Below are 26,468 nucleotides of genomic sequence, written 5' to 3' on the forward strand. Positions count from 1 at the left end.
AACGGCTCAGCGAGCGGGAAAAGGTGTTCCCGCGCCGGTCGAGGGATCGGATCACGTTTCCCCGTGCGGCTCCCGGGCCTCACTTCACCCACGGAGCGAGCCGCTGCCACACGGCCCACAATTTCGCGCTCAGGGTGCCGGCTTCACCGGCCACACACGACACCACCCGCCGGTACGCCCGCGCCGCGCCGGGGGGCACGTCCTTGGTCGCACACGCGCCGGCCGCGACCCGCAGCGTGTCCTTTGCTTCCTTGAACGCCGCCCCCTTCCCGTCGGGGCCGGCCTGTTTGATCAGCATGACGGCCTGAGCCATTGCAACGATCAGGCGCGTCGCGTCCGACGCGGTCACGCCGTCGACCCGCGCGACGTGGGTGGCGGCCTCCGCCGGCTGGCCGCTCAGGGCCAGGTCCAGCGCCAGCCACGCGCGGAACTCGGCCAGCAGCTCTTCGGACCCGCCCAGCCGCACCGCCGCGCGGCACACGTCCAGCGCGCGCTCGTCCTGGTCCAGCAGGTGGAACACCACCACCAGCGGGCGCAGCATCCACGGCTCCACGCCGGGCCGGTCGCGCCAGTCGGCGAGCCACGCGGACGCCATCCCGTGGTGCCCGGCGGTCACCAGCGCCGCACCGGTTCGCGCCCACGCCACGTCGTCGGCGCGGAGGGCGTCGTTGTACTTCTGAACGACGCCTTGCACCGGCTTGCCGGCCTCGGCCAGCGACCAGATGTAGGTGAGCAACAGCTCGCGCCCGGCGGCCGGGTTCTGCGCGAGCAGTTCGGGCAGCCGCTCGGCCACCTGCTCCGCCGCCCCCTCGGCGACGGCCCGATCGGCCCACAGCCCCGCGATGTCGGCGTTGCCGCCGGGCGCGAGGGCCAGGTCTTTGAGCTCATCGGTGAGGCGCCCGGACCAGCCCTCGGTGTCGAACGCCAGCGCCGCCTCGCGGAGGGTGCCGCGGGTCACGTCCGGGTCGGCGGCCAGTTCGCGGAAGCACGCCAGCGCCGGTTCGGGCTCCCCCTGACGGCACGCGACCTGGACCGCACGCAGCCGCACCAGCGGGCCGCTCGCCGTTTCCTGGAGGGTCCGGAGCGACCGCCCCGCGGCGCCGACGTCGCCCGCGGCGAGCTGTTCCGTGATGAGGTTCAGCCCGGCCGCCTCGAACGTCGGGTCGAGGTCGAACGCCTTCTGGAAGTCGGCCATCGCGCCGCGCCGGTCCGCCACCCCGCGCCGGGCCTCGCCGCGGTAGATGTACGCCACCGGGTTCAGCGGCTCGAGCCGGACGAACTGCTCGCTCGCCTCCAGGCACTCGCGGGGCCGCCCGACGGTGTCGTACCACGCCGCGAGCTGCCGCCACCCGTGAACGAACTGCGGGTGCTCGGTCACCAGCTGCCGCATGACGGAGATGGCCCGCGCCCGGTCCCCGCGCCGGGCCTCGACCCACGCCACGCGCCCCCGCAACTCGAGCGGCAGCGGCTCGGCGAACTCGGCCGGCTTGCACGCGGCCAGCGCCTCGTCGTACCGCCCGGCGAGCGCGAGCTGCTCGGCCTTGCAGTCGTGCCCGGGCACGAACCGCGGGTGCGCCCGGATCACGGCGTCCGCGGCGCGGAGCCGCTCGTTCGGCTCGGCCTGCCGCCCCTCGGGGGACTCGATCCAGAAGATGGGCGCCCACGGGTGGAACGGCCCGCCGCCCTGCCACGACTCGCGCAGCACCCGGTGCGCCCGGTCCGCCATCCCGGCCGACTGGAGCTCGTTGAGCGCCGACTGGACCGGGTACGCCGACGCCCCCGGCCCCTCGCAGATCTCAGCGAACGCGCGGATCGCGGTGTCGGCGTCGTCGAGCCGGCACGCCAGCTGAATTTGCTTCACCGCGACCTCCGGCCCGGCCGCGTGCTCTTGCAGCACGGCCAGCGCCAGGGCCGCGTCACGGTACTCCTCGTCCGCGAGGCACGCGTCGAACAGGATCGCGGCGGCGGGCGAGTAGGTGGCGCTGATCTTCAGCGCCTCGCGCAGGTCGCCCTTTCCGCCCTCGCGGTCGCCGGTCTGGAGCTTCGCCTCGCCGCGCATGGTCCAGCCGGTTGGGTGGTGCGGCTGGAGCCGCACGAGCGCCGAAGCCGCTTCCAGGTAGTGCTCGGACTTGGCGGTCTCGTTGTACCAGTCGGCGAGCTGGTGCCAGCCCCACACGTAGGCCGGGTCGAGCTGTACCAGCGCGTCCATGCTTTTGATGGCGCCGGTGTAGTCGCCGCGGCGCGCCAGCACCCACGCCTCGCGGCCCTGGAGGATCATCGGCACCTCGTCCGCGAACTGCGGCGGCCGCGCGGCCTCGAGAGCGGCATCGAACCGCCCCATCTCGGCGAGCCGCTCGGCCTTCAGGTCGTGCGCCTCCACGTTTTTCGGTTCGAGCGCGATGGCCCGGTCGAGCGTGGCGAGAACCTCGTCGTGGAACCGCGGGTGGTGGAGCATGCGCGCGAGCCGGAGCCACACCCGCGGGTCGCCGGCCCGGTCGCGGGTGAGCTCGCGGGTCAGCTCCGCCGGCTCGTCGGGCAGCTCCATCCGGTCGGCCCACAGCTGCACCGCGTGCCACGCCCAGTCGTACCCGGGCTCCAGCCGGACCGCGGTCTTCGCGCGGTCGAGCGCCTCGCGCGACCGGCCCTCGTCCCACAGCCGCTCGGCGAGGAACCCGTGGGCCAGCGCGTCCGTCGGGTTACGAACCGTGGCGCGCTCGAGCACCGCGATGGCCTCGTCGCGCTGGTCCGCGTCGTCGAGGGCTTCGGCCAGCTCCCGGGCCGCCAGCGACCACCCGGGCGAGACGGCGACCGCCTGGCGCAGGGCGTCGAGCCGGCCGTCGGCGTTGCCCAAAGCGTGACACACTTGCGCGAGGTCGAGCCACAGCTTTCCGAGCAGCGGGAACCGGTCGACCGCCTCGCGGGCCAGCGAGTGGGCTTCGTCGAGCCGGCCCAGCCCGGTCAACTGCTGAACCACAACCGACCACGCGTGCCACAGGTCCGGGCGGTCGTCGAGGATCTGTTCCAGCGTTTCGAGCAGCCGGGTGTGATCCTCGGGGTCACCGTTGCCCTGGAACACGTGGTGCGACACGGTAACAAACGCGATCAGGCCTTCTCCTGTGTGCGGCTGGCGCCCCAGCTCGGCCTCGACGAATTCGAGCGCGTCGCGCTTCTCGCGGCGCCCCCGGGCGAGTTGCACCAGCTCGGCGATTTGCGGCTCCTGGTCGATGTTAAGCCGCAACCCGGCGCGAACCGCCTCCGCCGCCTCCGCGATGCGGTCCGCCCGCTTGTGGACCTGGGCGAGGACCGAATAGTACCACACGTGATTCGGTTCCAGTTCGCCGGCCCGAACGGCATCGGCGAGCGCCTCGTCCAGCCGCTTACGGTCCGCGCATACGAGAGCCCGCTGACGCAGCGCCCACGCGTCGCCGGGGCACACGTCGAGCAGGTCCCGAAGGGCTCGCTCGGCATCGCCTTCGGGATCACCGCTGAGAAATTCGGCCCGGAACTTGAGCAGCGGGTAGTAATGCGGGAACCGCTGGCACGACTGAGCCAGGTGCGTACGGGCCGCGCCGCGCCCGTCGGTATCCGCGAGCAGCGCGGTGAGCGTGCGATGCGCCTCCAGGGGAAGGGGATCGAGTTTGACAACTTCGAGGTAGTGAGCCCCGGCGGTCGCGAGATCGGGCCGGGTACGCGAGACTCGGGCCGCGGCCTTGTGCCACGCGACCGCAGGCACGAGCGGCTTCGCCGCAGTCAGATCGGCATCGGCGTCGGCAAAGCGGTCCGCGGACGCGCGACACTCTGCACGAAACAGCAGAAGCTCGCCGAGCGCGAGCGTGCGCTCGCGAACCGGGTCCGGGGCGTCTTGGCTTTCTGCCACCGCCGGGACCGTCGCGTCTTGGAGCTTGCGGATCGCCTGATCGACGGCCGCGGCGGCTTGCTGCGGTTCATCGCGGTCGAGCAGCGCGTGGTACAGCGCGCGCGTCGCCGCCGGGACCGGCACCGCGACTCGCCCGGCCCGCTGCTGGAACAACCGAATCGCCTCCGGTACCTGTTCGGTGGCGCGGGCCGCACGGAAATACGCGTCGGCGAATTGGTCCTCGCGTTCCTCGAGGGTGCAGGCGAACCGATACAGTTCGGTGGCCTCGTCGAACCGCCGCTCCTCCCACCATTGCGACGCGAGCAAATAGTAACCGGCCGCAGCGGTGGGGCGCACCTGAACCGAATGCCGCAACAGTAGCGCCGCCTCGTGCTGGCGGCGCGGATCGGGCAACAGCGCTTGCGCCAGCGTTTGGGCGACCATGGGCTCGGCGGTACGGCGCCAGCCCTCGGCCGCGAGTAACGCGTCGCGCTCGGGAAGCCGGTGCAGCTCGCGCAGCACGGCCGACTTTCCCAGCACCCAGGTCGATTCGTGCGGGTACAGTGCGAGCAGTTGGTCGTACAGAGCAAGCAGCTTCAGCGGGTGCGCGTCGTACCGCGCCAGCGCGAGCTCTCCGAAGAGCGCCAGCGTGCTCCCGGGGAACCGGTCCCGCAACACCCGGAGGGCGGCCTCTGCGGCAACACGGTCGTATCCCAGTAGCGGCTTCTGCACCGCGTACAGCACCTCTCGCGGTTCGGCTTCGGCGAGGCCGGGGAGCCCCTCGAGCCGGTGCGCCTCGTGGGCAGGGACAAGCGCGAGGCAGCGCGGGCCGAACGGCTTGAAGCGTTTCAGCAGCGATCCCACGGGCGCGTCGACCGGACGCCGGTCCTGGCCATCGACCACCGAAACGGTGCCGCGCATCGCGTCCGCACCGACGCACAGCCGCGGTTGCGAGAACCCGGCTTCAACCAGCGTGAGAAGGAACGGCACGCCGCGACTGATCAGCGCCACGGCCGCATCGAGCGAGAGGGTGAATTCGCGCACCGCCCAGCCGGCCTCCTCGGCGCGGCCGCGCTCCGCCGCGTCCGGAAGGCCGTCCACCGGAGGTGGGCTCTCACCTCGCTCCGGCAGCGGTTGCTTCCAGAACCGCGCCAGCAGTCCGTACACACTTGGCACCACGGGAACTTGAGGAAAGTCGAGCGCGATTTTCGACCGAGAAGCGATGGAGGTGCTGGAATTGTGATCCGCCCGTTCAAACGGATCGCCTCCGCGCGGCTCGGCGCACAAATCCTTTGTGTTCTGAGACGTTACCTCTTTGTTCGCGTGCGCGTCGAGGCGCTCGGCGAACTGGTCGTAGAATTCGTCCTTTACCCCGCGGGCGAGCCGCGCCGCGGCGGCCGCATCGCCCAAAAAATATGCGACATCGGCTCGGCGTGCCGAAAGCCACTTGGCGACCTCGGGCTCGAGCAGCGGCGACAGATCCGCGTACCGGTCCAGCGTGCGACGGGCAGTGGCGTGGTAACCGAGGTCCGCTTGCAGCGCGGCCAACTGCGCGGCGATTAGTCCGCTCTCCAGATTCGCATCGGCCTCGGTGAGAAACTCGAGAGCCGCGCGGTCTTGCCCTTGCCGGAGCAGAAAGTGGGCGACAGACTGCACCCCCGGCCGGAACCACGGGTGCAGTTCGAGCGACCGCCGCGCCACTGCCATCGCGTCGTCAAGGCGGTCCGCCAGTTCGTACACGCTCGACCGCTCGATGCACGGCCACGGCCGGTCCGGGGCGATCGCCTCGGACCGATTCAGCAACCGCTCGGCGCGGTCGAAGTCGCGGAACCGGGACACGACGAACGCGTGCAGCGCCAGCCAGTCGGCGTGCAGTTCGGGTGGCGCGTCGGACCAGTCGGGGTGCTTCCGCATGAACCGCCACGTCGAGAGCGGCCCGAACCGCTCCATGCGGTAGCGCGCGTGATAGTAGATGGCCTCGGGGTGTGCGGGCGTAGCGCGGAACGCCGCCAGGTGCATCTGGCGCCCCAGCTTCGGCCCCCCCAGCTGAATCGCGAGCCGCCCGCCGATGAGCCGCGCCGCCGTGCCGGACCACTCCCTCAGTGGCCCCCAAGCGGTCACCACGTCGTAGGCCCGTCGGTAGTACCCCTGCGTGTACAGTTCGCGAACGCGGGTCAGGTCGGCGGGTGCGATTTCCATGCAGCGGGTCCGAGATGAATGGCAGAGCCGGGCGGGTTCGTTCGTCCCATCCTCGGCTCCGGTCTCTTTTGTCGGGCGCGGGTTCAGCTCTTATTGGACGCGGAACTTGCATCCGCGAGCGGCGAAAGCTGATTGATGATGTTCCCCATTTGGGCCAGTTTCATACCGTACCGGTCCAGAAACTCGGCCAAAGCGAACTCGCTGGCCAGCAGCCCCTCTTCCTCGGCGAGCCGCTCGGTGGCCTCGTTGATCATGCCGATGTAAGCGCGTTCCAGGGCGGGCAGTGCGCGCTTGCACGCGCCGCCGACGTTCGGGAACTCTTCGGCCCAGCGCGCGAGGAACGACTTCCAGCGCCCGTTCGGGTCCTGACTCGCCGCTTGGGCTTGATGCAGGGCCACCAACTCTCGCTGCGCCGCCAGCAGTTGGCGGAGCAGGTCCGCGACCTCGGCCGAACCCGTAACTGGGGCCGGGCCGGTGAGCGGTGTCGGCATCACATAGACCGGTCCACTCATGGGCAAGCTCGTGCGGGATCGGGGAATGTCCTGGTGATTATACAGAGTCTTCCAAATACGAGGTGTTCAGTCGCTTTACCGTCGGCTGCCGGAAAACGAGCAAGCCGCCCGGTGGGGGACCGGGCGGCTCACTTGGGGGATGGAAGCAAACCGGATGCGGAGGCGGTGGTTTATTTGGGGGAACCTTACCGGCCTCTGGTCGGGGTTCTGGGGGAAGAACCGTCACGACGAAAATAAACTAAGCACCTGCCGTGCCAAACTTCACGCCGCTTCGAGGCGAGATCACAAACGGCTTGAAATCCGGGCAAATACGCGTCGCAATTTTAGGCGCATCTGAGGCCAAGTGAACAAGCTGCATGTGGCTTGCAATTTCGTGCGACGAAGATGCAATTCTTACCGGTAATCCTTACCGCCGCTGACTGCCGCGAATCCGCACATTCGGCACTTCTCACCACGCGACGAGCAGCGGTCGTGGTAGCGAGTGGGTAGCGACTGCCACCGTAAAGGTACCAGTCAGGCGCTAGCAGATGTCCCATTGGTGCCCGATCGCGGGCCGCCCGGAGCGGGCGGCGCTGTAACCCCCGTTACAGCGCCGAATCGGACCCGATGCGGCCACCGATTGTTACCTGATTTTGTCCCACAATCGGTTGGCTCACGGGGCGGACGCGAACCGCCACTCGGGCACGTACGACGGCATCACCCCGGCGGCGAAGGCGTCGGCGCCGATCGAGTCGCGGAGCTTCTTCAGCGCCGCCCGGCGCACCGTCACGTAGTAGAAGTCGCACTGCGCGTCACGAACCGCGTCCCACTGCTGGTACGCCCGGTCCGTTTCCTTCATCGCCTGCTGAAACAGGTCCGACCGGTCCGCCTCCCACACCTCGCGCTCCTCCAGGCTCTTGCGGAACGAGCGGTTGAATCGGATCAGCTCGTTCACCGTGCGCCGGTCCGGTAGGCGGTGGCAGTCGGCGAGCGGGGGCGCGTCGGCCAGGTCGGCGTACCGCTTGCGGAGCAGGTCCAGGTCGCTCAGGAAATCGTCGCGGGTGCCCAGCAGGTACCGCTCCTCGCGCGGGTCCATGATCTCCCACCGAATCGCCGTCTGGTGGACCGCGTTGCGGATGGAAACCCAGCGCTCTTCGGACGGCGTTTGTTCGGGGGTCCCGACAGGGGCCGAAAGCAGCACGGCCGCCAAGAACAGATCCGTTGTTGACATCTTCGCACCGTCACGATTGGTGGTGAGCGCGCGCAGGGCCGTGGCCCCAACGTGCGGGGGAAAATGGACCCTTCTGATGACACCCGGTGTGTCGGGTCGGGGAGGTGCGGGCGGCCGACGTGGAGAGGGGTCCGCGTGTTCACGCGCGGTGGTCGGCCCGGCCTCGGCGATCCGGCTACTCGTCGCGACGCACACCCGAACGCACCCGCCAAAAGGCGAGCGAGTAAGGTGCGAAAGCCCCGCGACGTGACGCCTGGCCTAATAGCGAAGGCGTCGAGAAAACTCAATACATTTTATGTGCCACCCGTTGCCGACTAAGTGCCGTTTCCGTAAAAACCGGTGGCTCACGTCCTGAACAATCGAACGCCCAAGCGGCGAATTTGCCGCGCTCGGCCCGACCAACCGGCCGATCCGGCCCCGTCTTTCCGGCTCGTAAGCCGTCACTGCCAATTTGCAGACCGGAGCCGCAAAACGCCGGTGGTAGCGGTTCGTACACTGCTCGCAACAGTCCTCCCTTATGGAGCGGGCCTCATGGCGCAATCGTCCGCGGGCAAGGTGGCGCTGGTCACCGGGGCGTCGAGCGGCATCGGATGGGAGCTGGCCAAACAGCTCGCCGCGAAGGGGTACAAGGTCGGCGTCGTCGCCCGACGGGCAGAACCACTCACCGACCTCGTCGCACAAATCGCCGCGGCAGGCGGGCAGGCGTTCGCGGCACCCGCCGACGTGGGCGGGCGCGACCAGGTGGAAGCGGCGTTCGCTCAGGTGCGAGCGGCGCTCGGCCCGATCGACCTCGTGGTCGCGAACGCGGGAATCGGGCGCCCCACCCTCCGCGACCCCGTGAACATGGCGGACATCGAGAACACCTTCCGCATCAACCTGCTGGGCACGGTGTACACGCTGTCCGCCGCGCTCCCCGAGATGCTCGCGCGGAAAAGCGGCCATTTGGTCGCGGTGTCGAGCCTGGCGGCGTACCGCGGGCTGCCGGCCGAGTCCGCGTACTGCGCGAGCAAGGCCGCGGTCAACGTGTACATGGACGGCTTGCGGATGCACCTGCGCGGCACCGGGGTCCGTGCCACCACCATCTGCCCGGGGTTCGTCAAAACCCCGATGACCGCGCCCAACACGTTCCACATGCCGCAGCTCATGGAGCCGGCTTACGCGGCCCGCAAGATGATCGCCGCCGTTGAAGCCGGGAAAAAGGTGTACAACTTCCCGGGGCGGCTGCACCTGATCGTCAAGCTCAGCCGGTGGCTCCCCGACGCCGTGGTCTGCTGGGCGATGGGCGACTACGACACGGAAGCCAAGCAGGCCGTTGCCAACCGGCAGAAGTAGCAATCGAACCGCCGGCGTGCGGCGTCTTGTTGGTGAGCGCAAGCGCGCTCGCGACCCCTCTGGAGAAACCATGCAACACGCGCTCCTGGCTATGGCGTTCTTGGCGGTGCCCGCTCTTGCGGCTGATGACAAGCCGGTCGTGCGCGAGCTGCAAACGAAGGAACTGAACGTAGCGCCGGCCCGCGGCGGAAAGGCCGGTGAGCCGGCCGAGATCAAGTCCGCGGACGACCTCGCCAAAAATCCGGTCCTCAAAGACGCGGCCGACGACGTGAAGAAACTGGTCAACTTTGAAAACGAGAAGCTGCTGGTGTTCGCGTGGGCCGGGTCCGGTCAGGACAAGATCGCGGTGACCGGGGAGACCAAGGACGGGAAGACCGTGCTGACGCTGACCTATACCCCCGGCCTGACCCGCGACCTGCGCCAGCACGTCAAACTGTTCGTCGTGCCGAAGGGCGCCGAAATTAAGAAGTAGCCCCGCGGTCGTGGCCCGGATCGCTCCCTCGCGGTGCCGTTCTTGGCCGTCCGTTCAGCGCGTGCCCCACGCCGGGCCGACCGTTACTGAACGGTCGGCCCATCTTCCTTTTGTATCATTTAAAAAGTGCACGGTAGCCATAATCGGCGCGCGGGAGCGCACCCGGTCGGCGTTTTCGCGCGGACCTTGTGCGTGCGCCCGCTGCTCGATGTGGTAGCCTTGAGCACACGATTACCCACACAGGAATCATTTCGGAATTCACACTCTCGCGCCTCTGCTGGTCGCGGGGAAGCGCTTACGGATTATCGCCTGTGGCCGATCCCGCACTCTTTTTGCCCGACCGCCGGTTTCACCACTTCAGCCGCGCGGTCGCCGCCGTGACCGGGGGCCTCGGGGCCGTTATTCTGGTCGGGTGGCTGGCTGGTGGGCGGGCGGTGGCGGACCTGCCCGATTTTCTGGTCGTGAAGGCGAACACGGCTCTCGCGTTCGTGGCGACCGGGGCCGCGCTGTGGCTGATGGTCCCGAGCGAGGGCAGCAGATCCGGGCGGGCCGCCGCCGCCTTCTCCGCACTCATCGGGCTCCTGACCCTCGTTGAGCACGCGTTCGGTTACGATCTCGGCATCGATGGGTTACTCGTTCGCGCCGGGCCGGACGCGGACAATGCGATCCCCAAGCGCCTGGCGCCCGCCACCGCGGCCAACTTCGTACTGCTCGGTTCGGCCCTGCTGCTGCTCGACGCGCCGACGGTTCGGGGCTGGGTGCCCGCGCACGCGCCGGCCGTGCTCGCCGCTCTTGTTGCCCTTACAGCTTTGGCGGGGCACACTTACGGAGTCGAGGCGCTCTACCGCACGGGGGCATACGCTTCGGTCTCCATCCAGACGACCGTTGCGTTCATCGCCCTGGCGCTCGCCGTGCTCGCGGTGCGCCCGCGCCGGGGCGTGGTCGCTCTGTTCGCGAGCCGAACGGCCGGCGGGCTGGTCGTCCGCCGGCAGCTCCCGCTGGTGTTCGTCGCGCTGTTCGTTCTCGGCGCGGTCCGGCTCGCGGGGGAGCGGGCCGGCTACTACGACACCGCGTTCGGGCTGGCACTGATGGTGGTGAGTGGCGGAACCGTGTTCGCCGTTATGGTCCTCTGGACCGGGTGGGCGGCCCACGCACTCGACCTGCGGCTCCGCGCCGCCGAACAGGTCGCCCACGACCGCGCGGAGTTGCTCCGGGCGACGCTCGCGAGCATCGGGGACGGGGTCATCACCACCGACCTGGAGGGCCGGGTCGTGTTCCTGAACGCGACCGCACAGGTGCTCACCGGGTGGGCACCGCCCGAGGCCGTGGGGCGGCCCCTGGAGCAGGTGTTCGACATCGTCAACGCGGACACCCGGCAGCCGGTTACCAACCCGGCGCGCCGGGCCCTGGCGGAGGGGACCGTCGTCGGGCTGGCGAACCACACCGTCCTGCTCGCGCGCGACGGAACCGAGCGGCCGATCGACGATTCGGCCGCACCGATCCGGACCGTCGCGGGCGGGATCGGCGGTGCCGTCCTGGTGTTCCGGGACGTGACCGAGCGGTACGCCGCCGAAGAGGTGCTGCGCCAGGAGCGGGCGCTCCTGCGCACCCTCATTGACGCGCTGCCCGATGCGGTCTGGACGAAGGACGCAGAGGGCCGGTTCGTGGTCAGCAACCGGGCGCACGACGAGATGGCCAGGGCGGTGCACGCGTCGGGAGCGGTGGGGAAGACGGGGTTCGATCTGCACCCGCCGGAGCTGGCCCGGGAGTACGAGGACGACGACCTGCGGGTGCTGCGCCACGGGGAAACGGTGTTCAACAAGGAAGAGCGGGGGCGCGGCCCGTGTGGCGGGCACCAGTGGCACCTGGTCACCAAAATCCCGCTGCGCGATCGCGCCGGCAACGTCACCGGGCTGGTCGGCGTCAGCCGCAACATTCAGGCGCGCAAAGAGGCCGAGGAAACGCTCCGGGCGAGCGAGGCGATCTTCCGCGGCGCGTTCGAGGACACGAACCTCGCGATGGGCATCGCCGACCTCGAGCACCGGTTCATCCGGGTCAACGCGGCCCTCGCCCGGCTGCTCGGGTACACGCGCGAGGAGCTGCTGGCGCGGTCCGTGTTCGACGTAGTACACCCGGACGACCGGGACGAGAGCCGCGCCCGTCGGGAATGGCTCCGGGGCGGCGCGATCCACTTTGCTCAGGAAAAGCGGTTCGTCCGCCGCGACGGCCGCGTCCTGTGGTGCGTCACCAACGTATCCCTCGTCCGCGACGCTGGCGGCCGGCCGCAACTGTACGTCGGACAGATGCAGGACGTGACTGCGCAGAAGCAGGCCGAGAGCGAACTGCGGGTCAGCGAGGGGCGGTTCCAGGCGTTCTTCGACGCGACCACCGTCGCAATGGTCGAGACCTCGCCGGACGCACACTACCTTCGGGGCAACGCCGCGTTCTTCCGGATGTTCGGCTACGCCCCCGCGGACCTCCCGGCCCTGGCCGTAGCCGACGTTCTGTTCCCCGAGGACCGGGACGCCGTCCTGACCCAATACGCCCGGATCGCGAGCGGTGAGGTCCAGTCCTACGAGGCCGACCGCCGCTACCGGCGGAAGGACGGGTCTGTGTTGTGGGCGCAAGTGAGCGTGGTCGCCGCCCGCGACGGGACCGGGGCGCCGAAGTTGGTGACCGCCGTGATCGTTGACATGACGGAGCGGAAGAAGCTGGAGGAGCAGTTCCGTCAGGCCCAGAAAATGGAAGCGGTGGGGCGGCTGGCGGGCGGGGTGGCGCACGACTTCAACAACCTCCTCACCGTCATCAACGGGTACGGGCAGATCCTCCTCGACCAGCTTCCGAGCGAGAACACGACCCGCGACATGGTCCAGCAGATGACCGCCGCCGGCGAACGGGCGGCGAGCCTGACGGCCCAGTTGCTGGCGTTCAGCCGCAAGGCCATCGTCGCGCCCAAGGTGATCGACCTCAACGAGGTCGTGTCCCAGTCCGCCAACCTGCTGCGGCGGCTGATCGGCGAGGACGTCATTCTCACCACCGCCCTGTCTCACGAACTAAGTCGGGTGAAGGCCGACCCGACGCAGATCGAGCAGGTGATTCTGAACCTGGCGGTGAACGCGAAGGACGCAATGCCCCGGGGGGGGCGGCTGACCATCGAGACGCGGAACGTCCAACTCCACGGGCCGATACCGGCTTGGCCCGACTGTCCCCCGGGCGACTACGTCCAGTTGGCCGTTTCGGACACGGGTGTGGGGATGACCGAGGAGGTCAAGGCCCGGTTGTTCGAGCCGTTCTTCACCACAAAAGAAGTCGGCAAGGGGACGGGCCTGGGGCTGGCGGTGGTCCACGGCGCGGTCAAGCAGAGCGGCGGCCGGGTGGACGTGTACAGCGAGCTCGGCGTCGGCACCACGTTCAAGATCCTGTTGCCGGCCGTCGGTGCCCCGCTCAGCAACGGGTCCGCGGTGGTGCGGTTCGCCCCGCGGGGGACCGAAACGGTGCTGCTGGTCGAAGACGAGGACGGAGTCCGTCAGTTCTCCCGACTCGCACTCGAGACGCAAGGGTACACCGTTCTGGAAGCGGCAAACGGGTTCGAGGCCCTGGCGGTGATCGACTCGCACGCCGGGCCGATTCACCTCCTACTGACGGACGTTGTAATGCCGCGCATGAGTGGGCGCGAGGTGTCCGAAGTCGTCCGGGCACGGCACGAGGGGGTGAAAGTGCTGTACGTGAGCGGGTACACCGACGACGCCGTGGTGCGGCACGGCATTGTCGAAGCGACCGACGCGTTCTTGCAAAAGCCGTTCACGCCCTGGTCGCTGGCGCGGAAGATCCGAACCGTCCTCGATGCGCGTGTTTGAGACCAAGTGCAGTTCGCCCATCAACTGGTACGGGGCTGTTCGACGAACCATCGTCGAACAGCCCCGTACCAGTTGATGGGCGAAGCGTCGCGCTACTTCTTGATCTCCCACACTTTCACGCTGCCATCGCGCCCGCCGGCGGCGAGCGTCGTGCCGTCCCGGGCGAACCGGACCACGTGGTACGCCGTCGGGCCGTGGAACGAGAACACTTCGGCCCCGGTCTCCACGTCCCACACCTTCACGAACCCGTCAGACCCCGCGCTCGCGACCCACTTGCCGTTGTTGCCGAAACTCACCGACCAAGCGTCGAGGTCGTGGGCCTTGATCGGTTGGAGTTGCGTGCCGTTGACCGCGTCCCAGATGCGGACGTAGCCGTCCCACCCGGCACTAGCGATCCGCGATCCGTCGGGGCTGAACACCACCGAGTACACGCCGCCTTTGTGCTGGGCCAGGTCCACCGACTCGACCGCCCCCTCACCGTTGATCCAGTTCACGTTCTTCAGGTTCCACACCTTTACCTTGCCGTCCGAGCCGGCGCTCGCGAGCTGGGTGCCGTCCGGGTTGTACGCCACCGAGTGGACGGTGCCGCGGTGCTGGAGCTTCACCACCGCGATGTTGTTCGCCCAGTCCCAGATCTTGACCTGCGAGTTCCGGCTCCCGGTCGCGAGGTACTTCCCGTTCGGGCTGAAGGCCGCGGTCTTGGTCGAGGTCGATTCGGGGAACGAGAACTCGGGCCGCTGCACGTTTTGCAGGTTCCAGAAGGTGACCGCCGAGTCGTCGGACGCCACCATCAGGTACTTGCACTTCAGGCACGCGTCCGCGGCCCAGATGTTCCCGCTGTTGCCGTCGGGGTGGTTCAGCTCGTTCCGCACCGTCCCCCGCTGCCAGTCCCAAATTTTGACCGTGCCGGACTCCATGCCCATCACGAGCTGGTTGTTGTCCAGGAACGTGATGGCCCACACCGCCCCGGCCTCGCCGCGGAGGACGATTTTCGGCTCGGGGTTCGTGGTCGTCCGGCGGGCCGCGCCGCTGGCCACGTCGATGCCGCGGAGCGTGACGAGCTGGGTCAGGTCGGCCGCGGCGGGCGCCGGCGTGGCGAGGTCCGGCGGAAGCACCGGTTCAGCGTTCGCGGGCTTGCTGTTCCCCCCCAGCGAGAACCAAAGCGCGCCGACCGCGAGGGCGCCGAGCGCCGACCCGCCGGCCCACGCCTTCGACCGGTGCGCGACCGCCTTCCAGCAGATCGGCTGCCGCCGCAGCCGGGTGCTGGAGCGCGACCCCGCGCACACCTCGGCCGGCACGTCGAGCGGCGAGAGCATGTGCATCTCGGCCAGCCCCTCGGCGAACACCTCCGCCACCTCGGCGGCGCTCTGGAACCGCTCCGCGGGCTCCTTCTGGAGGAGCCGGTCCACGGCGTCGGAGAGCCACTTCGGGATGTCGGGGTTGATCCGCACCAGCGGCATCTGCGTTTCGTCCGAGACGCGGCGCAGGACCGCCAGCGGGGTCTTGGCGTCGAACGGGGCGACGCCCGTGGCCGCTTCGTACAGCACCGTACCGAGCGAGAACAGGTCGGCCCGGGTGTCCACCGGCTCGCCCCGGGCCTGCTCGGGGGCCATGTACAGCGGCGACCCGGCCACGAACCCGGTGCGGGTGAGCTTCACGTCCTCCGCCGCCCGCGCGAGACCGAAGTCGGTCAGCTTCACGCGGTCGACGGGCGCCTCGAGCAGAATGTTGCCGGGCTTGATGTCGCGGTGGATGAGGCCGCCGGCGTGCGCGGCCGCGAGCCCCGCCGCAGCCTGCATCCCGAGCCGCGCGACCTCCCCCGCGGACAGCTTACCGCCACGCTTGATGCGCTGCTCGAGCGACTCGCCCTGGATCAGCTGCATCACGAGGTACGGGAGCCCCGACGGCTCGTCCTCGTTGACCTGGTGGACCGCGACGAGGTTGTCGTGCGTGACCGCGGCGGCGGCGCGGGCCTCGCGGCAGAACCGCTGCCGCGCCACCTCGTTGTTGGCCAGTTGCGGGTCGATCACCTTGATGGCGACGTTGCGGTCGAGGGACGGGTCGTAGGCCTGGAGCACCACACCCATCCCGCCCCGCCCGACGACCCGAACGACCTCGAACTGCGCGAGCTTGCCGAGCTGGTCCGCCTTATCCGGCGGCTGGAGGAACTCGAGCTTGAGGTCGTTCTCCGGTGCGGGGGTGTCGGCCAGGCCGCCGCCGGCAAAAAAGGCCGTCCGGCGCAGCTCGTCCTCGGCGTCGCGCAGCGCACGCCAGTACGCGGAGTTCTGGGCCGGGGCCTCTTGAGTGGCCTCGCGGAGGTGCTCGGCGAGGTCGGTCCCGGAGCCGGTAAGGCTGTCGAGCCGCTTCTGACACTCGGGGCACGCCCCGACGTGGTCGCACAGCGCCGACGAACGGGCCTCGGTGCAGCGGCCGTGCATGAGCCGTTGCAGCTCGCTCAGCGGCGGGCACTCGGTGGTGGTCGTCACTTCGTGAATCATGGAAGTTAGTTCCCGGTTCCGGGCCACGTTCCAAGTTGTAGAGTCGTGAGGGTGCGGTTCCGGTTCGGAACTAACTCTCTTCGGCAATCATCTTCTGCACCTCGTCGCGGAGCCGGGCGAGCACGCGGCTCTTGGCCACGTAGACCGCCCCGGAACTCATTTTAAGGCCGGTTCCGACCTCCGCGGCGCTCTTCCCTTCGACAGCCGTTTGCCAGAACGCGGCCCAGGTGTTCGGCTGGAACTCGCTCCGGACCAGTTCCATCGCGCGGGCGCTGAGCCCGCGCTGGTACTCCTTTTCCCAATCGGCGTCGGGTCCCTCTTCCTCGCGCGCCGGCGTGGCGTCGAGCCGCTCCTGGGCGTCCGCGTCGCCGGTCCCGCGCGGCCGGTTCTTCTGACTGCTCAGGAAGTTGTAAATCTTGTTCCGCGTGACCGTGTACAACCACCCGCGGAAGGTCCCGCGCTTCGGATCGTACTCCATGCGGTGGGCGTTCCGGGCCACGCTCCGCATCACATCCTGCATGAGGTCCGCGGCGTCGGCGTCTTGCAGCCCGCGGTTCCGCGCGAACCGGTACACGACCGGACCGTACAACTGAACGAACTCGCTCCACGCGCCGGTGTCGTGACCGTCCTTGAGACGGGCGAGCAACGTGACCCGCGTCAGGGGCGGCTCGGACATTCGTTGGCTTCCCAACAGGTGATACCAGTTCCGCGAGCGGTCGCTTACGCGCCGGTGAGGGAACCGCTTGCGGAGAGGATTGCACTAAATCAGTCCTCATTTTACGTGCCGGGGCAATCGTTTGCGATGGCCGCATGCGTCGGCTCCGCTTTTGTGACCGATCGCTTCCCCCGATACCACACCGCCAATGGGTTTAAGTTGCTATCAATATTGCAGTTATGCTCATCATCCTCGCGTCTGGCGTCATCAATGCGGTACGGGCCGAAGACAAGGATGCCACCACCACGGTAACCGAAACGGCCATCACACCAAAGGACGTTGAATCGTTCGGCAGCCGCGTGGTGGAGCTGCGGCTGTCCGGCATCAACAAGCAACTCGCGGATAGGTCAGCCGATCTGATCGAAAAGATCGAGCTGAAGGATTTTAGCCACGTGACGGGCAAAGAAACGAAGAAAGCCTTCACCGTCGGCGCGAAGGGCGGATCGGACCCGAAGGTCGCTATTACGTCACTGCGTTCGTGCGACACGGCGACGAGCGGCCCCCTTTCGGGGAGGCGGACCACGTTAAGGAGCGGTTCAACAAGGTGCTGACCGACGGCCACCCGCGTGAGGTCACGATCCGCTTCAAAGAGTTCGGCAAGAGGTAGCACCGGCGGACCTGCCGCGGTGCCCGCGCGTTACACCATATTTTGTGGTTTCAAGTTGGTGCGGCGTACCCGTGCGTTGGCCGTTGAGTGTGGTCCGCTCGCTCCGAGCGGTGTGATTTTTTGCCCCCAGCGTCCCTTCCCTTGCGCCCTCGCCGCTCCGCGGATCACACGCTCCGCGGGTCGCCTTATCTGTTCGTTTGCCTTTCGAGCGAACTGGCGCAGGGGGCCGCCTATGGTCGCTGCGGGTGCTTGTGTGCGCACAGTCGGTTATGAACGAGCGCGTGGAGCACCACCACGGCCCGCACCGCGACCAACCCGCGGACCCGGAACGGGTACAACCCGCGGTTGCGCATGCCGGTGTTCACCCACTCGGCGGTCGGCGCCCGTTCCTTGTCAAGGCCTGGCCCTGCGGGTGCCCATGCGCACCCGCAGGGCCTTCATCCCGGCCCTTCCCTCCGCTGCGGGGCGCACGCGTCCCGGACCGCTGGCAGACCATCTGTTCGGCTTCACCCAGCTTCTGTTCGGTCCCCGGAACTCGTGTGCGGGTTTTCCCGTCACTGCGTCCTGCGTGCCGCGTGACATCTGGTATTTGACGGGATCGTTGCACGCGCGTGGGCCGAGGGCAAACCCCACGCATTCGATGCCGGCTCGGTTCTTGGTTTGATTTTCGTGTCATGGGATTCCGGCCGGTTCCGCGTGCGCGGCGTACTGGCTGAAACGCTTCAATCACACGAAACAGGCAGAACCAACCGCATCGCCCGAGTGAACGGCGGGGCACTGTAACGGAGGTTACAGCACGGCGCTGGTGGTACCCGGACTGGTCAGCAACGGGACATTCGCTACCGGCCGACTACCAGTTCGCTGGGTGGTCGCTACCACCGAATCTCGCGCCCGGGGCTTGCCAGAGTGCCCGAAGCAAGCAAACGACGGTTTCGACGGCGTCCGGCCAACGCGACGCAACGTCATACCGAATAAATCCTTGCGGCTGGTCCAGTTCGGATGTGCTGTGCGATTGTTCTGGGCGAGAACGTGATGTCGGTCACCCCAGAGTGAGCCGCGCGGAGTTTTGGAAGCGCGGCGTGGGAGAAATGCGATGAAACAACACCCGATGCGCCGGCGACCCGGCCGCCGGCGCTCACGAGCGAGAGGGGCCTTTCTCACGCCGGTCATGGGGCGTGCTGCGTCCGGCCTCTCATTCCGCCAGCCGCAGCTTCGCCTGGCTGGGGTCCACGCTGACCAAGAGCGGCCGGGCGAAGTGCGGGAAGCTGACCACGGCCTGCCCCGGTGCGAGGTTCGGGAGCCGGTCCCAAAGTCCTTCGTCCACGCCGCCGACGGTGCGCTTCAGCAGCGTCACCACCTGCGGGTCTTGCAGCTTGTGGAGGACGAACGAGTTGCACAGCCCCAGCACCTGCTTCGGGAGGTGAGCGGGGAGCTGCGTGACGAAGCACAGCCCGAGCCACCGCTTGCGGCCCCGCTTCGCGATCTTCGCCACCTGCTCGAACAGCACCGGGGTCTTGTTGATCCGCTCCTCGCTCAGGAACTCGTGCGCCTCCTCGATCACGATCAGCACCGGGGTCGGCGCCGACTTCTGCTGCTCGGCCTTTTCGCACGCAAGGTCTTGCGCGTCCTGGATGCCCCGCAGGATGTCCGCGATCACGAGGTTGTTCAGCTCCGAGAACCCGGTGTCCGACAGGTCGATCACGGACAGCGCGCCGGGCTTCAGCAGGTTCGCGTACTTCAGCGGCGGGGTGCCGTCGCGGGTCTCGTCGAAGAACACCTTGAGCCGGTTCAGCCGCGACAGCCGGCCGTGGACCGCGTGCCACGACACCGTGTTGCCCGGCGGGTTCGCGGCGTGGACCCGCTTGTTCAGGTGCTCGACCGCGCCGGGCTGCTTCAACTCGCGGCACCACGGGTCGAAGGTCGGGGCGTCGTCGGCCTCGTCGTCGCCCTTCTTCCCGCGCTTCTTGTCGCCTTTGGGCTCGGCCCGCGCCGCGCACGCGCGGGTGATGTCGATGAGCAGCGGGACGGTGACCCGCGGGTAGCCGCGCTCGAACTCGTCGAGGTCGAGCGCCATCTGCTCCTGCTCGGCGTGCCCCCTTTGCGGGAAGATGTCGAGGTCGCGGAGGAGCGGCTTGGCGATGTCGTACACCTTCAGGAACCGCTCCTGCTGGGCGTCGGAAAGGTCGAGGATCTCCATCACGGCATAGGGCGAGAGCCGGGCGAACTGGAGCGAGAACGGCTTGCGGTTCGGGTGCTCCGGGTTCGCCGTTCCGCGGCCCACCAAGTGGTAGACCGTCATGTCCTGTTCGGGCACGCCCGCGGGGGCCAGCCCCCGGTCGCGCAGGCCGTCGCACATCGTCTTGTGGTCGGTGGGCTGGTGCAGCGCGGTGTACTCGCCCTCCACGTCGAGCACGACGACCGCCATCCCGGCCGCCCGCGCCCGGGCGATGAGGCCGGCGACGGTGGTGGACTTCCCGCCGCCGGTGGTGCCGAGCACCGCGGTGTGGCGGGGGAACACGGCCTTCGCGTGCGACGGCGCCCCGACCTCGACGGTCTGGTGCCCCACCGCCAGCCCGAGCCGCACGTTCCCGCCGCACTTCAGCACGCGGGCGGCGTCCGCGTCGTCGAGCACGAACACCGAGCTGTTGGGGAGCGGGCGGAGCCGGGGCGGGGCCAGTTCGCCGCCCTTGAGTTCTTCGCCGAGGATGGTCACCTGAACGCGGCCGTGGAACGGCGGCAGGTAGTCGCCGCGGTGGGTGGCGACGGCCTTGAGGATGTCGGAGTCGGCGCGGAGCCCGTCCGGCTCGGCGAACGGGCCGGCGGTGACCACCCCGAGGTAGTTGCGCTCGTCCTTGCGGCTCTTGATCCGCACCAGCGACTGCGACGGCGCGAGCTGAAGGTGGTCCCGCCCGAGCAGCACCGTGACGGTAAGGTCGTCGCTGCCGGGCAGGTCGAACATGGTGACGCCGACCGACCCGGCGTCGTCGGGGTGGGCGAGTTTCGGCCCGCCCGCGAGGGCGATCTCGTTCGCGAGTTGCTGCTGAGCGGTCAGCACGCCGTTCGATCCGGGCATGGTGTGGGCTCCGCGAGGAATAGGAAAGAAGGATCTGTCTTCACTCCGGCCGGTTCTGGCGCTCGCTGCCGAACCGCAACCCGGCGCCACTGCGCGCGTACGCGGCCACGGCAATGTCGTTCAGGCTGCCGCCGCCGTACACCGACTTGCACGTGCGGTCCGCGAGGTCGATCAGCACCGGGAACCCGCGGTTCGGCTGCATCTCGCTGTCGGCCAGCGCGATCCGCGCGGCGATCTCGAAGTGGTCACGGTGCGCGTAAAAGATCTGTGCCGGAGCGAACAGTGATGCCCGGTACACACCCACGAGTACTTGCGACGCGACGCGGTCGCGGAACCGTGCCACCCAGCCTTCCGGGTCGAGTGATTCGCCGTCCCACCGGTCGTCCACGGTGGGCGTTCCAGTGAAGTGGATGCTCTTGATGAACCGTTCGATCCGCTCGTCCAGTGTGCCGACGATCGCGTACTCGCGCGGGCGCAGCGCTTGGCCGATGGTGAGGTACGCGCGGTTCTCGGGCTCGCTCGCGACGAACACGAACTTCTTGTGCGTCTCGATCAGGTCCCGCATGAGCTTCACCGAACTGATCATCACGTCCGGGTTGCTCGCGCTCAGCAGCAGTTGGTACGGGGCCGGGCTGCCGTGGCCCATCTTCCACTGCGCGTTGGACTTCTTGACCAGCGCGGCCATCTCGGCGTGGCTCATGACGGCGCGCTGGGCCAGTTCGGACAATCCGTCGCGCCGGTCCGGCTGGTTCAACCCGGCCCGCGCCGCCCGCGTTTCCAACAGACGGAGTACCTCTTCTGCGGGGTTCTCGTGCCGCTCGCGCAGGTCGCGCCGGAAGAGGCGCTGGCTCCAACTGCCCTGGTTTCCGGAGTACGACACGAGGCACACGCCGATTTGGTACACGGTCAGCGCGAGGGTGTCATGAACCTGGGTGGTGCCGTCGCAGGCTTCCGTTTTGCCGTTGAACAGCAGGTTGTGCTGCACCGCTTTGATGTCGGCTTCGGGCACGACGTAATGGCCCGCTTCCGGCGGCGCGCCTTCCAGGAAACTGAGTTGCGGGATGACGTTGTCGCGGATCTCGCGGTGGGCTTCGTCCTCGTTCTCCACCGCCTGCTCGATTTCGGCGGTGACCCGGGCGTACTCGCGGACCAGGTCCGTACCTGGGTGCCACGTGCTCAGATCGAGAGCCCGCTCGAGCGGTTCATCGAAGCACGCAGCGAACGCTGCATTGGTAGCCCCGCTGGGGCGCGATACGGGTAACTCGACGGCCGAAGCTGAGTCCGACATAGGCGACCTCCGTCAAGCCGTTCCGCGTCGGGAGGCTGACATCGACACGATTCTGATGATTTTTCGGGAGGCGTGTAGTGGTCTTTTGTGAGAAATGGTTAGCGGAGCAGCGCCGCGGCGTATTTTCGGGCCGGTTCGGGCGGCAGCCCGAATGTACCGGTCAGCCGCGCGGCGAGCGAGCGGTGCGTGTCGGAAGTGGCGGGGCTCACGGCCTCAAAAGGGGCGAGCAACTCGAACGCGAGCCGGTCGGCGGCCTCTTCCGCCTCGTGCGCGTCGTCGCCGGTCACCCGGCCCCACCGGTCGCGCTCGAGGAAGTGCGTGAGGGGGCCAACTGGGGCACCGCGGAGCGCGCCCGCGAGTCGCTCGGTGAACGTGGGCTCGCGGGTGCCGTCCAGAACTTCGAGGATGGCGGGGCCGAACCGGCGACTGGCGCGGTGCCGCGGCTCGCGCCAGTCGTGGAGGAAGTGAGCTAATTCATGCGCGAACGTGAACCGGAGTTGATCGGGTTCGTCATCGGGATCGATGAGGATTATGGCGCACGTGCGTGCGCCGAAGCACCCGCACAGCGGGCGGTCGTGCGTCGCTTCGGAACAGGGGATGCCCGCACGCCGGAAGTGCTCCGCGGCGCGCGAAAGGGTGAGGCCCGGTACTTCTTGAACGGTCAGATCGGTGAGCCAGCACGCGACATCGCGCAGATTGCGCGGGAACGGCGGCGGCGGGCCGACTTCGGCCCAGAACCGGGCGGCGAGCTCGCACACCCAGACCGGCGGCCGAACGGTCATGACGTTGTGCCCCGGTCGCGCGCCGCTAGAACCGCGCCCGCTGGTTCGGTCGCACCGGCAGGCCCCAGCGCTTCGACCGGCACCGCCTTGGCGGCTTCGGCCAGCGCGACTGTGCTCAGACCGAACTTGGTGGCGATCGCGGTCACGTCTTCGCGGTACGTGGCGCTCGAGTCGAGCCGCGGCGCCCGGCACAGGCGCACCTGTGCGAGTACCGGAACGGCGCAACCGAGTCGCGCGGCCAGGGCGGGATCGTCGAGGCGCTCGCGCGCCGCGAACGCCTTCAGCCGCGAACCGAGAAAGAACGGTTCGGTGGAAGCTCGCTCCGCGAGCCGGTCGAGTGGGAACGTGGTCATGACCGACCTCCGACGGCGCGCCGCAGCCGCGCCTTGAGGGTGTCTTTGATCCGTTTTACGACGAGCGCGATGTCCGGGCGGTCCGTGTCCAGCCCGAGCGCCCGGGCGAACGCCCCGGTGTCGCGGACCCCGTCGCGCAGGAGCGCGAACGTGGTTCGCTCCGCGGGCGAGAGGGCCGCGAGTTCCGCGGCGAGCGCCGGGTGCGCCCAACTCGGCCCGTCGTCCGTCCGCGAAAACCTGTTCCCGGCATCGGACGGGGCCGCGACAAAATCGAGCGAAATTTCGCGCCGCCGGCGCCGGGTTTCTCGCTCGCGGGCGGTGGTCAGCTTGCGCCGCGCGGCCATCCGCAGGTACGCGCACACCGGAAGTTGTTTCGGGTCATACTGCTCCGGGTGCTGAACCAGTTTCAGGATCAGATCGCTGGCGACGCTCACGAGTAGATCTTCGGGGACGTGCCGGTAGCTGCGGGTCAGGTACGCGCACAACGGATCGTAAAATGCGTTTGCGAAAATGGATGCGGCGGTTGGATCGGGGCCGCACAGGGTCGCGTGAAGTCGGCGGCCCTCGTCTTCGCTCGGCCAGTTGAGGGGTTGGGGCATGTCGCACCTCCTGTTACGCACAAACCCTAAGCGAGTTGCTCTCGCGCGCCGATGTCCGTTGCCGATTTTGGCGGTCCGGAAAGCGGTCTACGGGCGTAGCCCGTCAGGAGATACCCCATTTACGACGTGGTGCCTGCGAGATCGGGATTTCGATTGTTCGATGCGCTGCGTAAAATGTCCCGCGTACCAACAGTATCGACGGGTGTTGGCTCGTGGCGCCGGCCACGTAGCATAGGACCACGCCCCGGACACCCTGTGCAACCCGCGCCCTTTTCGTGCGTGTTGGGTGGTGAATGCCGCCCGAGCGCCGAACCCGCCCGATCGGACCGATTTGATGAACTTGACACCGCGCCTTCCCCTCTCTGTGCTGGTCGTTGAAGACCAAGACGACTGCGCTCAGTCCACGGCCGAACTGCTTACCATGTGTGGCCACGCCGTCCGGGTCGCGACGTGCGGGCCGGACGCACTCCGTGACGCCGCGGTCGAGATCCCGGATGTGGTTCTGTTAGACATCCAACTGCCCGGCCCGACCGGGTGGGAGGTGGCGAGCCGGCTGCGCGAGCGCGCCGGCGGGCGGCAGCCGCTGCTGGTCGCGGTCACCGGATGCGGGTCCGAGGAGGACCGCTGGCGCTCGGCCGACGCCGGCATCGACCTGCACCTCGTGAAGCCGGTCGCGCCGGCCGACCTGATCCGGTTGCTCGACTGGGTCGGTGGGCACCTCGCGGCCCGCGCGGTACCCACGACGGCGTGCGGGTGACCAAGCCCCCCGTATCGGGTGAGCTACGGGTCGGGGAGCGAGCACAAGGGCCTCCTGCGATGCGGCCGAGCGCATACTGTCAGGCTTCCGGGTCCGGGTTCCACCAGCACGGCCCTTTGTCGCGCCGCGCGTCGACTGCGCGGCGTCTTATGCCTTCCATTTCCTTCGCCTCAAGCGGTCGGAACGATTGCGCGGCGGCGAACGCCGCGTCCTGCTCGTTCGGGTAGCTCAGCCCCAACAAAGCGACGTCGGGGTTCAGTGTGAGCGTATAGTGCAGGCACTCGGCGACGGTGAGTCGGGGCAACGTTGCGCTTGCGTCGTCCGTGCCGCCGCTGGACACCTTGCCGCGTGGCCGGGACTTGAGCGGCTGGTTGTAGCCGCTCGTGTCGCCGACCAACTTGCCCGCGCCGAATGTCTTGAAGCACACCGTTCCCACCCCGAGCGACCGCGCGAGCGGGAGCACGTCCGTGACATACCGCGCGTCTACGAACGGCCCGAGCGGGAACATCACCACATCGCACACACCAGCGTGTAGGGCCGCGAGTAGCACGTCCGGGTTGTGCGACGAGATGCCGCGGAACCGACACTTACCCCTTTTGACGGCGTCGGCGAGTTGGTCGAACCCGCCGCCGGGAGCGCACTGGCGGTCGAACACGTCCCGCTCCGAGAGGTTGTGGAACACGAAGGCGTCGGTGTGGTCCAACCCCAGGCGCGCGAGCGAGCCGTCGATTTGCGGTCCGACGGGCTGTTCGGGGTGGTCGATTTTGTCGATTACGAACACTGCGTCGCGTGCAACCGTTCGTACGGCGCGACCGACGATCTCTTCGGAATACCCGTCCTCGTAGTTCGGTGCCGTGTCGATTAGGTTCAGCCCGGCGTCGAGGGCGCGGCGGGCGGTCGCGACGCCGGTTTCGAGGGGCACGGCGCGGTCGGCCAAGTCGCCGATCCCGAGCACGGTCGCCGCGAACCCGGTGTGTCCCAACTCGCGCCGCGGGAGCCAGTTCGGATCGTCGTGCATCGCAGGTGACCTCATCTCGTTTCCCGTTTGTGGCACCGCGTTCATGCCCGCCGGGTCCGGCGGGGTGGGGTACAACTACGCCGGCGACCATCATTTAAGACATTGCCAGTATTCTACTTGTGCCAACAGAATCGATCGCCGACGGAATCGCGTTTGCCCGACTGCGGCTGCCATATTCGCGGGTTCCGCGGGCGGTTCCCTGGTAGCGAATGGGTAGCAGGTGGGTAGCGAACCGCGACCTCTCCGCCCGCGAATGTCCAGTCGGCTCCCCCGTTCGAGGTGCTGTAACCCCCGTTACACCTCGCCCCACAAACCCCGTCGAAGGTCCGCAGCCCCGGGTAGTTCGGGGGGTAGCTCTGGGGTAGCGAACAGGAGCGGAGTCCGGGCCGGCTCGCTCTTTCGGGGTAGCCTGGTGCCAGTTCTGTGCCAGTTCCCGGACCGACATCGCTACCGTCCGCGGCGGTGTTCCTGTGTGACGCCACGCCAACGACCGCGCGAGCGGTGCCTCTGGTGACGCCTGTCGCGCTGTCGGGTTGAGTCACGTTGCCCCCGCGCCGTTCGATGGGCTGAAGCGCTGTACCGGTCGCACGGTCCCTACCTTACTGATGGCATGCGGACCGTCGGTCGCGCAGGAACGAAGGGGTGCACTCAAGAATGCACGTGCGAGGTGCGGCGGTCGGACTGGCCGTGCCCCGAGTAGATATGTCGCTCCCCGTCCCGATCCGGCCAGATGTTGATGGCAGCCGCTTCGATGTTCAGAAATGTGGTGCTCGGGAGGTTCCCGAAGTCGGGGCGGGCCATGCGGTCTTGAACGATCCCCACGTTCTCTCAAGCGGCCAAACGTCGAGCTCCCACCCCGCGTCGTGCAGGCGGAAGCCGCCGAATCGCGTCTCGCGGCTGATGAGCTTGCCGAACAGTACGGGGGCGACCCGGTTGCCCCTCGACGAGCCGCGACAGGAGCAGCGAGCGTAGGGTGCTGCCGAAAAACACCGCCCGCCAACGGTTCCGCTGGATCGCGTCAACGACGTGCGAGATGTCCCGCCAGAGGGGGGCGAGTCGCCGGCAGAATAGCTCGACCTCCCGCCGCAGGAGTGCCTTCAGCAATACGACCGAGTTCACGTCAGCCATTTGTCAAATCCGCGTGGAGGCGTTTGGCGAATGAGTCGGTCATGCCGCAGACGTAGCCCGTGACAAGCTGTAAGCGGTGATATTCCAGGGGCAAATCGGCCTGCGCCTTCTCATCTTTGTCGGGCGGCACTTGCAGCCTGTCAGGCTTTACGCCGCGGGTCAGTTGCGACACAGAAGGCCGCAGAAAAGCTCAGAAGGATCGGCCCTTTGCG

18 protein-coding genes are annotated in these 26,468 nt (G+C 68.3%); 5 read left to right on the top strand and 13 right to left on the bottom strand.

Features of this window, described 5'->3' with window-relative positions:
• Positions 1-79 precede the first annotated feature (79 nt).
• The 3 genes from R5W23_RS06420 to R5W23_RS06430 all read right to left on the bottom strand — a co-directional run bounded on the left by R5W23_RS06420 (position 80) and on the right by R5W23_RS06430 (position 7,777).
• On the bottom strand, positions 80-6,055 hold the full coding sequence (locus R5W23_RS06420) for a tetratricopeptide repeat protein (protein WP_320685622.1): 5,976 nt from the start codon (positions 6,053-6,055) through the stop codon (positions 80-82).
• Positions 6,056-6,138: 83 nt separating this feature from the next.
• Positions 6,139-6,567 carry a hypothetical protein gene (locus R5W23_RS06425; RefSeq protein WP_320685623.1) on the bottom strand — a complete coding sequence of 143 codons (429 nt, stop codon included), beginning with the start codon at positions 6,565-6,567 and terminating at the stop codon, positions 6,139-6,141.
• A gap of 652 nt (positions 6,568-7,219) precedes the next feature.
• Entirely contained in the window at positions 7,220-7,777 is a 558-nt protein-coding gene (locus R5W23_RS06430) for a hypothetical protein (RefSeq protein WP_261185490.1), read from the bottom strand.
• 531 nt (positions 7,778-8,308) lie between these two features.
• Between R5W23_RS06430 and R5W23_RS06435 the strand changes: the two genes are divergently transcribed.
• The 3 genes from R5W23_RS06435 to R5W23_RS06445 all read left to right on the top strand — a co-directional run bounded on the left by R5W23_RS06435 (position 8,309) and on the right by R5W23_RS06445 (position 13,438).
• Positions 8,309-9,109 carry an SDR family NAD(P)-dependent oxidoreductase gene (locus R5W23_RS06435; protein ID WP_320685624.1) on the top strand — a complete coding sequence of 267 codons (801 nt, stop codon included), beginning with the start codon at positions 8,309-8,311 and terminating at the stop codon, positions 9,107-9,109.
• 70 nt (positions 9,110-9,179) lie between these two features.
• A complete protein-coding gene (locus R5W23_RS06440; protein WP_320685625.1) occupies positions 9,180-9,581 on the top strand; it encodes a hypothetical protein in 402 nt (133 codons plus the stop codon).
• A 311-nt stretch (positions 9,582-9,892) separates the two neighbouring features.
• Positions 9,893-13,438, top strand: coding sequence for a PAS domain S-box protein (locus R5W23_RS06445; protein WP_320685626.1), 3,546 nt, complete (start codon positions 9,893-9,895; stop codon positions 13,436-13,438).
• A 92-nt stretch (positions 13,439-13,530) separates the two neighbouring features.
• On the opposite strand, the gene R5W23_RS06450 is transcribed toward R5W23_RS06445, so the two are convergent.
• Positions 13,531-15,936, bottom strand: a complete 2,406-nt coding sequence (locus R5W23_RS06450) for a WD40 repeat domain-containing serine/threonine protein kinase (RefSeq protein ID WP_320685627.1) — start codon at positions 15,934-15,936, stop codon at positions 13,531-13,533.
• A 70-nt stretch (positions 15,937-16,006) separates the two neighbouring features.
• Positions 16,007-16,612 (bottom strand): RNA polymerase sigma factor, encoded by a 606-nt coding sequence (locus R5W23_RS06455; RefSeq protein ID WP_261185495.1) that lies wholly within the window; start codon positions 16,610-16,612, stop codon positions 16,007-16,009.
• Positions 16,613-16,830: 218 nt separating this feature from the next.
• Between R5W23_RS06455 and R5W23_RS06460 the strand changes: the two genes are divergently transcribed.
• Positions 16,831-17,202, top strand: a complete 372-nt coding sequence (locus R5W23_RS06460; RefSeq protein ID WP_320685628.1) for a hypothetical protein — start codon at positions 16,831-16,833, stop codon at positions 17,200-17,202.
• A gap of 1,248 nt (positions 17,203-18,450) precedes the next feature.
• Here R5W23_RS06460 and R5W23_RS06465 read toward each other — a convergent pair.
• The 5 genes from R5W23_RS06465 to R5W23_RS06485 all read right to left on the bottom strand — a co-directional run bounded on the left by R5W23_RS06465 (position 18,451) and on the right by R5W23_RS06485 (position 23,353).
• Complete coding sequence (locus R5W23_RS06465; RefSeq protein WP_320685629.1) at positions 18,451-20,331, bottom strand: ATP-binding protein; 1,881 nt, start codon at positions 20,329-20,331, stop codon at positions 18,451-18,453.
• Positions 20,332-20,371: 40 nt separating this feature from the next.
• Entirely contained in the window at positions 20,372-21,619 is a 1,248-nt protein-coding gene (locus tag R5W23_RS06470) for a hypothetical protein (RefSeq protein ID WP_320685630.1), read from the bottom strand.
• Between the two features lie 98 nt (positions 21,620-21,717).
• The gene (locus R5W23_RS06475; protein ID WP_320685631.1) at positions 21,718-22,401 is read right to left on the bottom strand and encodes an ImmA/IrrE family metallo-endopeptidase; all 684 of its coding nucleotides are present in this window, start codon (positions 22,399-22,401) and stop codon (positions 21,718-21,720) included.
• Positions 22,398-22,754 (bottom strand): hypothetical protein, encoded by a 357-nt coding sequence (locus R5W23_RS06480; protein WP_320685632.1) that lies wholly within the window; start codon positions 22,752-22,754, stop codon positions 22,398-22,400. Before R5W23_RS06480 ends, R5W23_RS06475 begins: the two co-directional genes overlap by 4 nt.
• Complete coding sequence (locus R5W23_RS06485; protein WP_320685633.1) at positions 22,751-23,353, bottom strand: hypothetical protein; 603 nt, start codon at positions 23,351-23,353, stop codon at positions 22,751-22,753. Before R5W23_RS06485 ends, R5W23_RS06480 begins: the two co-directional genes overlap by 4 nt.
• Before the next feature lie 334 nt (positions 23,354-23,687).
• Between R5W23_RS06485 and R5W23_RS06490 the strand changes: the two genes are divergently transcribed.
• Positions 23,688-24,110 (top strand): response regulator, encoded by a 423-nt coding sequence (locus R5W23_RS06490; protein ID WP_261185503.1) that lies wholly within the window; start codon positions 23,688-23,690, stop codon positions 24,108-24,110.
• A 79-nt stretch (positions 24,111-24,189) separates the two neighbouring features.
• Here the strand turns inward: R5W23_RS06490 and R5W23_RS06495 are convergent, their stop codons facing one another.
• The 3 genes from R5W23_RS06495 to R5W23_RS06505 form a co-directional block, all read right to left on the bottom strand.
• Positions 24,190-25,128, bottom strand: a complete 939-nt coding sequence (locus R5W23_RS06495) for an aldo/keto reductase (protein WP_320685634.1) — start codon at positions 25,126-25,128, stop codon at positions 24,190-24,192.
• 648 nt (positions 25,129-25,776) lie between these two features.
• Positions 25,777-25,950, bottom strand: a complete 174-nt coding sequence (locus R5W23_RS06500) for a hypothetical protein (protein WP_320685635.1) — start codon at positions 25,948-25,950, stop codon at positions 25,777-25,779.
• A 298-nt stretch (positions 25,951-26,248) separates the two neighbouring features.
• Positions 26,249-26,428, bottom strand: coding sequence for a hypothetical protein (locus tag R5W23_RS06505; protein ID WP_320685636.1), 180 nt, complete (start codon positions 26,426-26,428; stop codon positions 26,249-26,251).
• Positions 26,429-26,468 lie beyond the last annotated feature (40 nt).

Origin of the sequence: Gemmata algarum, assembly GCF_034097035.1 — a bacterium.
GTDB lineage: Bacteria > Planctomycetota > Planctomycetia > Gemmatales > Gemmataceae > Gemmata > Gemmata algarum.

Bases quoted from the DNA above. Each gene is read 5' to 3' on its own strand.
- R5W23_RS06420 (WP_320685622.1), bottom strand. From the start codon at position 6,055: ATGGAAATCGCACCCGCCGACCTGACCCGCGTTCGCGAACTGTACACG.
- R5W23_RS06425 (WP_320685623.1), bottom strand. From the start codon at position 6,567: ATGAGTGGACCGGTCTATGTGATGCCGACACCGCTCACCGGCCCGGCC.
- R5W23_RS06430 (WP_261185490.1), bottom strand. From the start codon at position 7,777: ATGTCAACAACGGATCTGTTCTTGGCGGCCGTGCTGCTTTCGGCCCCT.
- R5W23_RS06435 (WP_320685624.1), top strand. From the start codon at position 8,309: ATGGCGCAATCGTCCGCGGGCAAGGTGGCGCTGGTCACCGGGGCGTCG.
- R5W23_RS06440 (WP_320685625.1), top strand. From the start codon at position 9,180: ATGCAACACGCGCTCCTGGCTATGGCGTTCTTGGCGGTGCCCGCTCTT.
- R5W23_RS06450 (WP_320685627.1), bottom strand. From the start codon at position 15,936: ATGATTCACGAAGTGACGACCACCACCGAGTGCCCGCCGCTGAGCGAG.
- R5W23_RS06455 (WP_261185495.1), bottom strand. From the start codon at position 16,612: ATGTCCGAGCCGCCCCTGACGCGGGTCACGTTGCTCGCCCGTCTCAAG.
- R5W23_RS06460 (WP_320685628.1), top strand. From the start codon at position 16,831: ATGCTCATCATCCTCGCGTCTGGCGTCATCAATGCGGTACGGGCCGAA.
- R5W23_RS06465 (WP_320685629.1), bottom strand. From the start codon at position 20,331: ATGCCCGGATCGAACGGCGTGCTGACCGCTCAGCAGCAACTCGCGAAC.
- R5W23_RS06470 (WP_320685630.1), bottom strand. From the start codon at position 21,619: ATGTCGGACTCAGCTTCGGCCGTCGAGTTACCCGTATCGCGCCCCAGC.
- R5W23_RS06475 (WP_320685631.1), bottom strand. From the start codon at position 22,401: ATGACCGTTCGGCCGCCGGTCTGGGTGTGCGAGCTCGCCGCCCGGTTC.
- R5W23_RS06480 (WP_320685632.1), bottom strand. From the start codon at position 22,754: ATGACCACGTTCCCACTCGACCGGCTCGCGGAGCGAGCTTCCACCGAA.
- R5W23_RS06485 (WP_320685633.1), bottom strand. From the start codon at position 23,353: ATGCCCCAACCCCTCAACTGGCCGAGCGAAGACGAGGGCCGCCGACTT.
- R5W23_RS06490 (WP_261185503.1), top strand. From the start codon at position 23,688: ATGAACTTGACACCGCGCCTTCCCCTCTCTGTGCTGGTCGTTGAAGAC.
- R5W23_RS06495 (WP_320685634.1), bottom strand. From the start codon at position 25,128: ATGCACGACGATCCGAACTGGCTCCCGCGGCGCGAGTTGGGACACACC.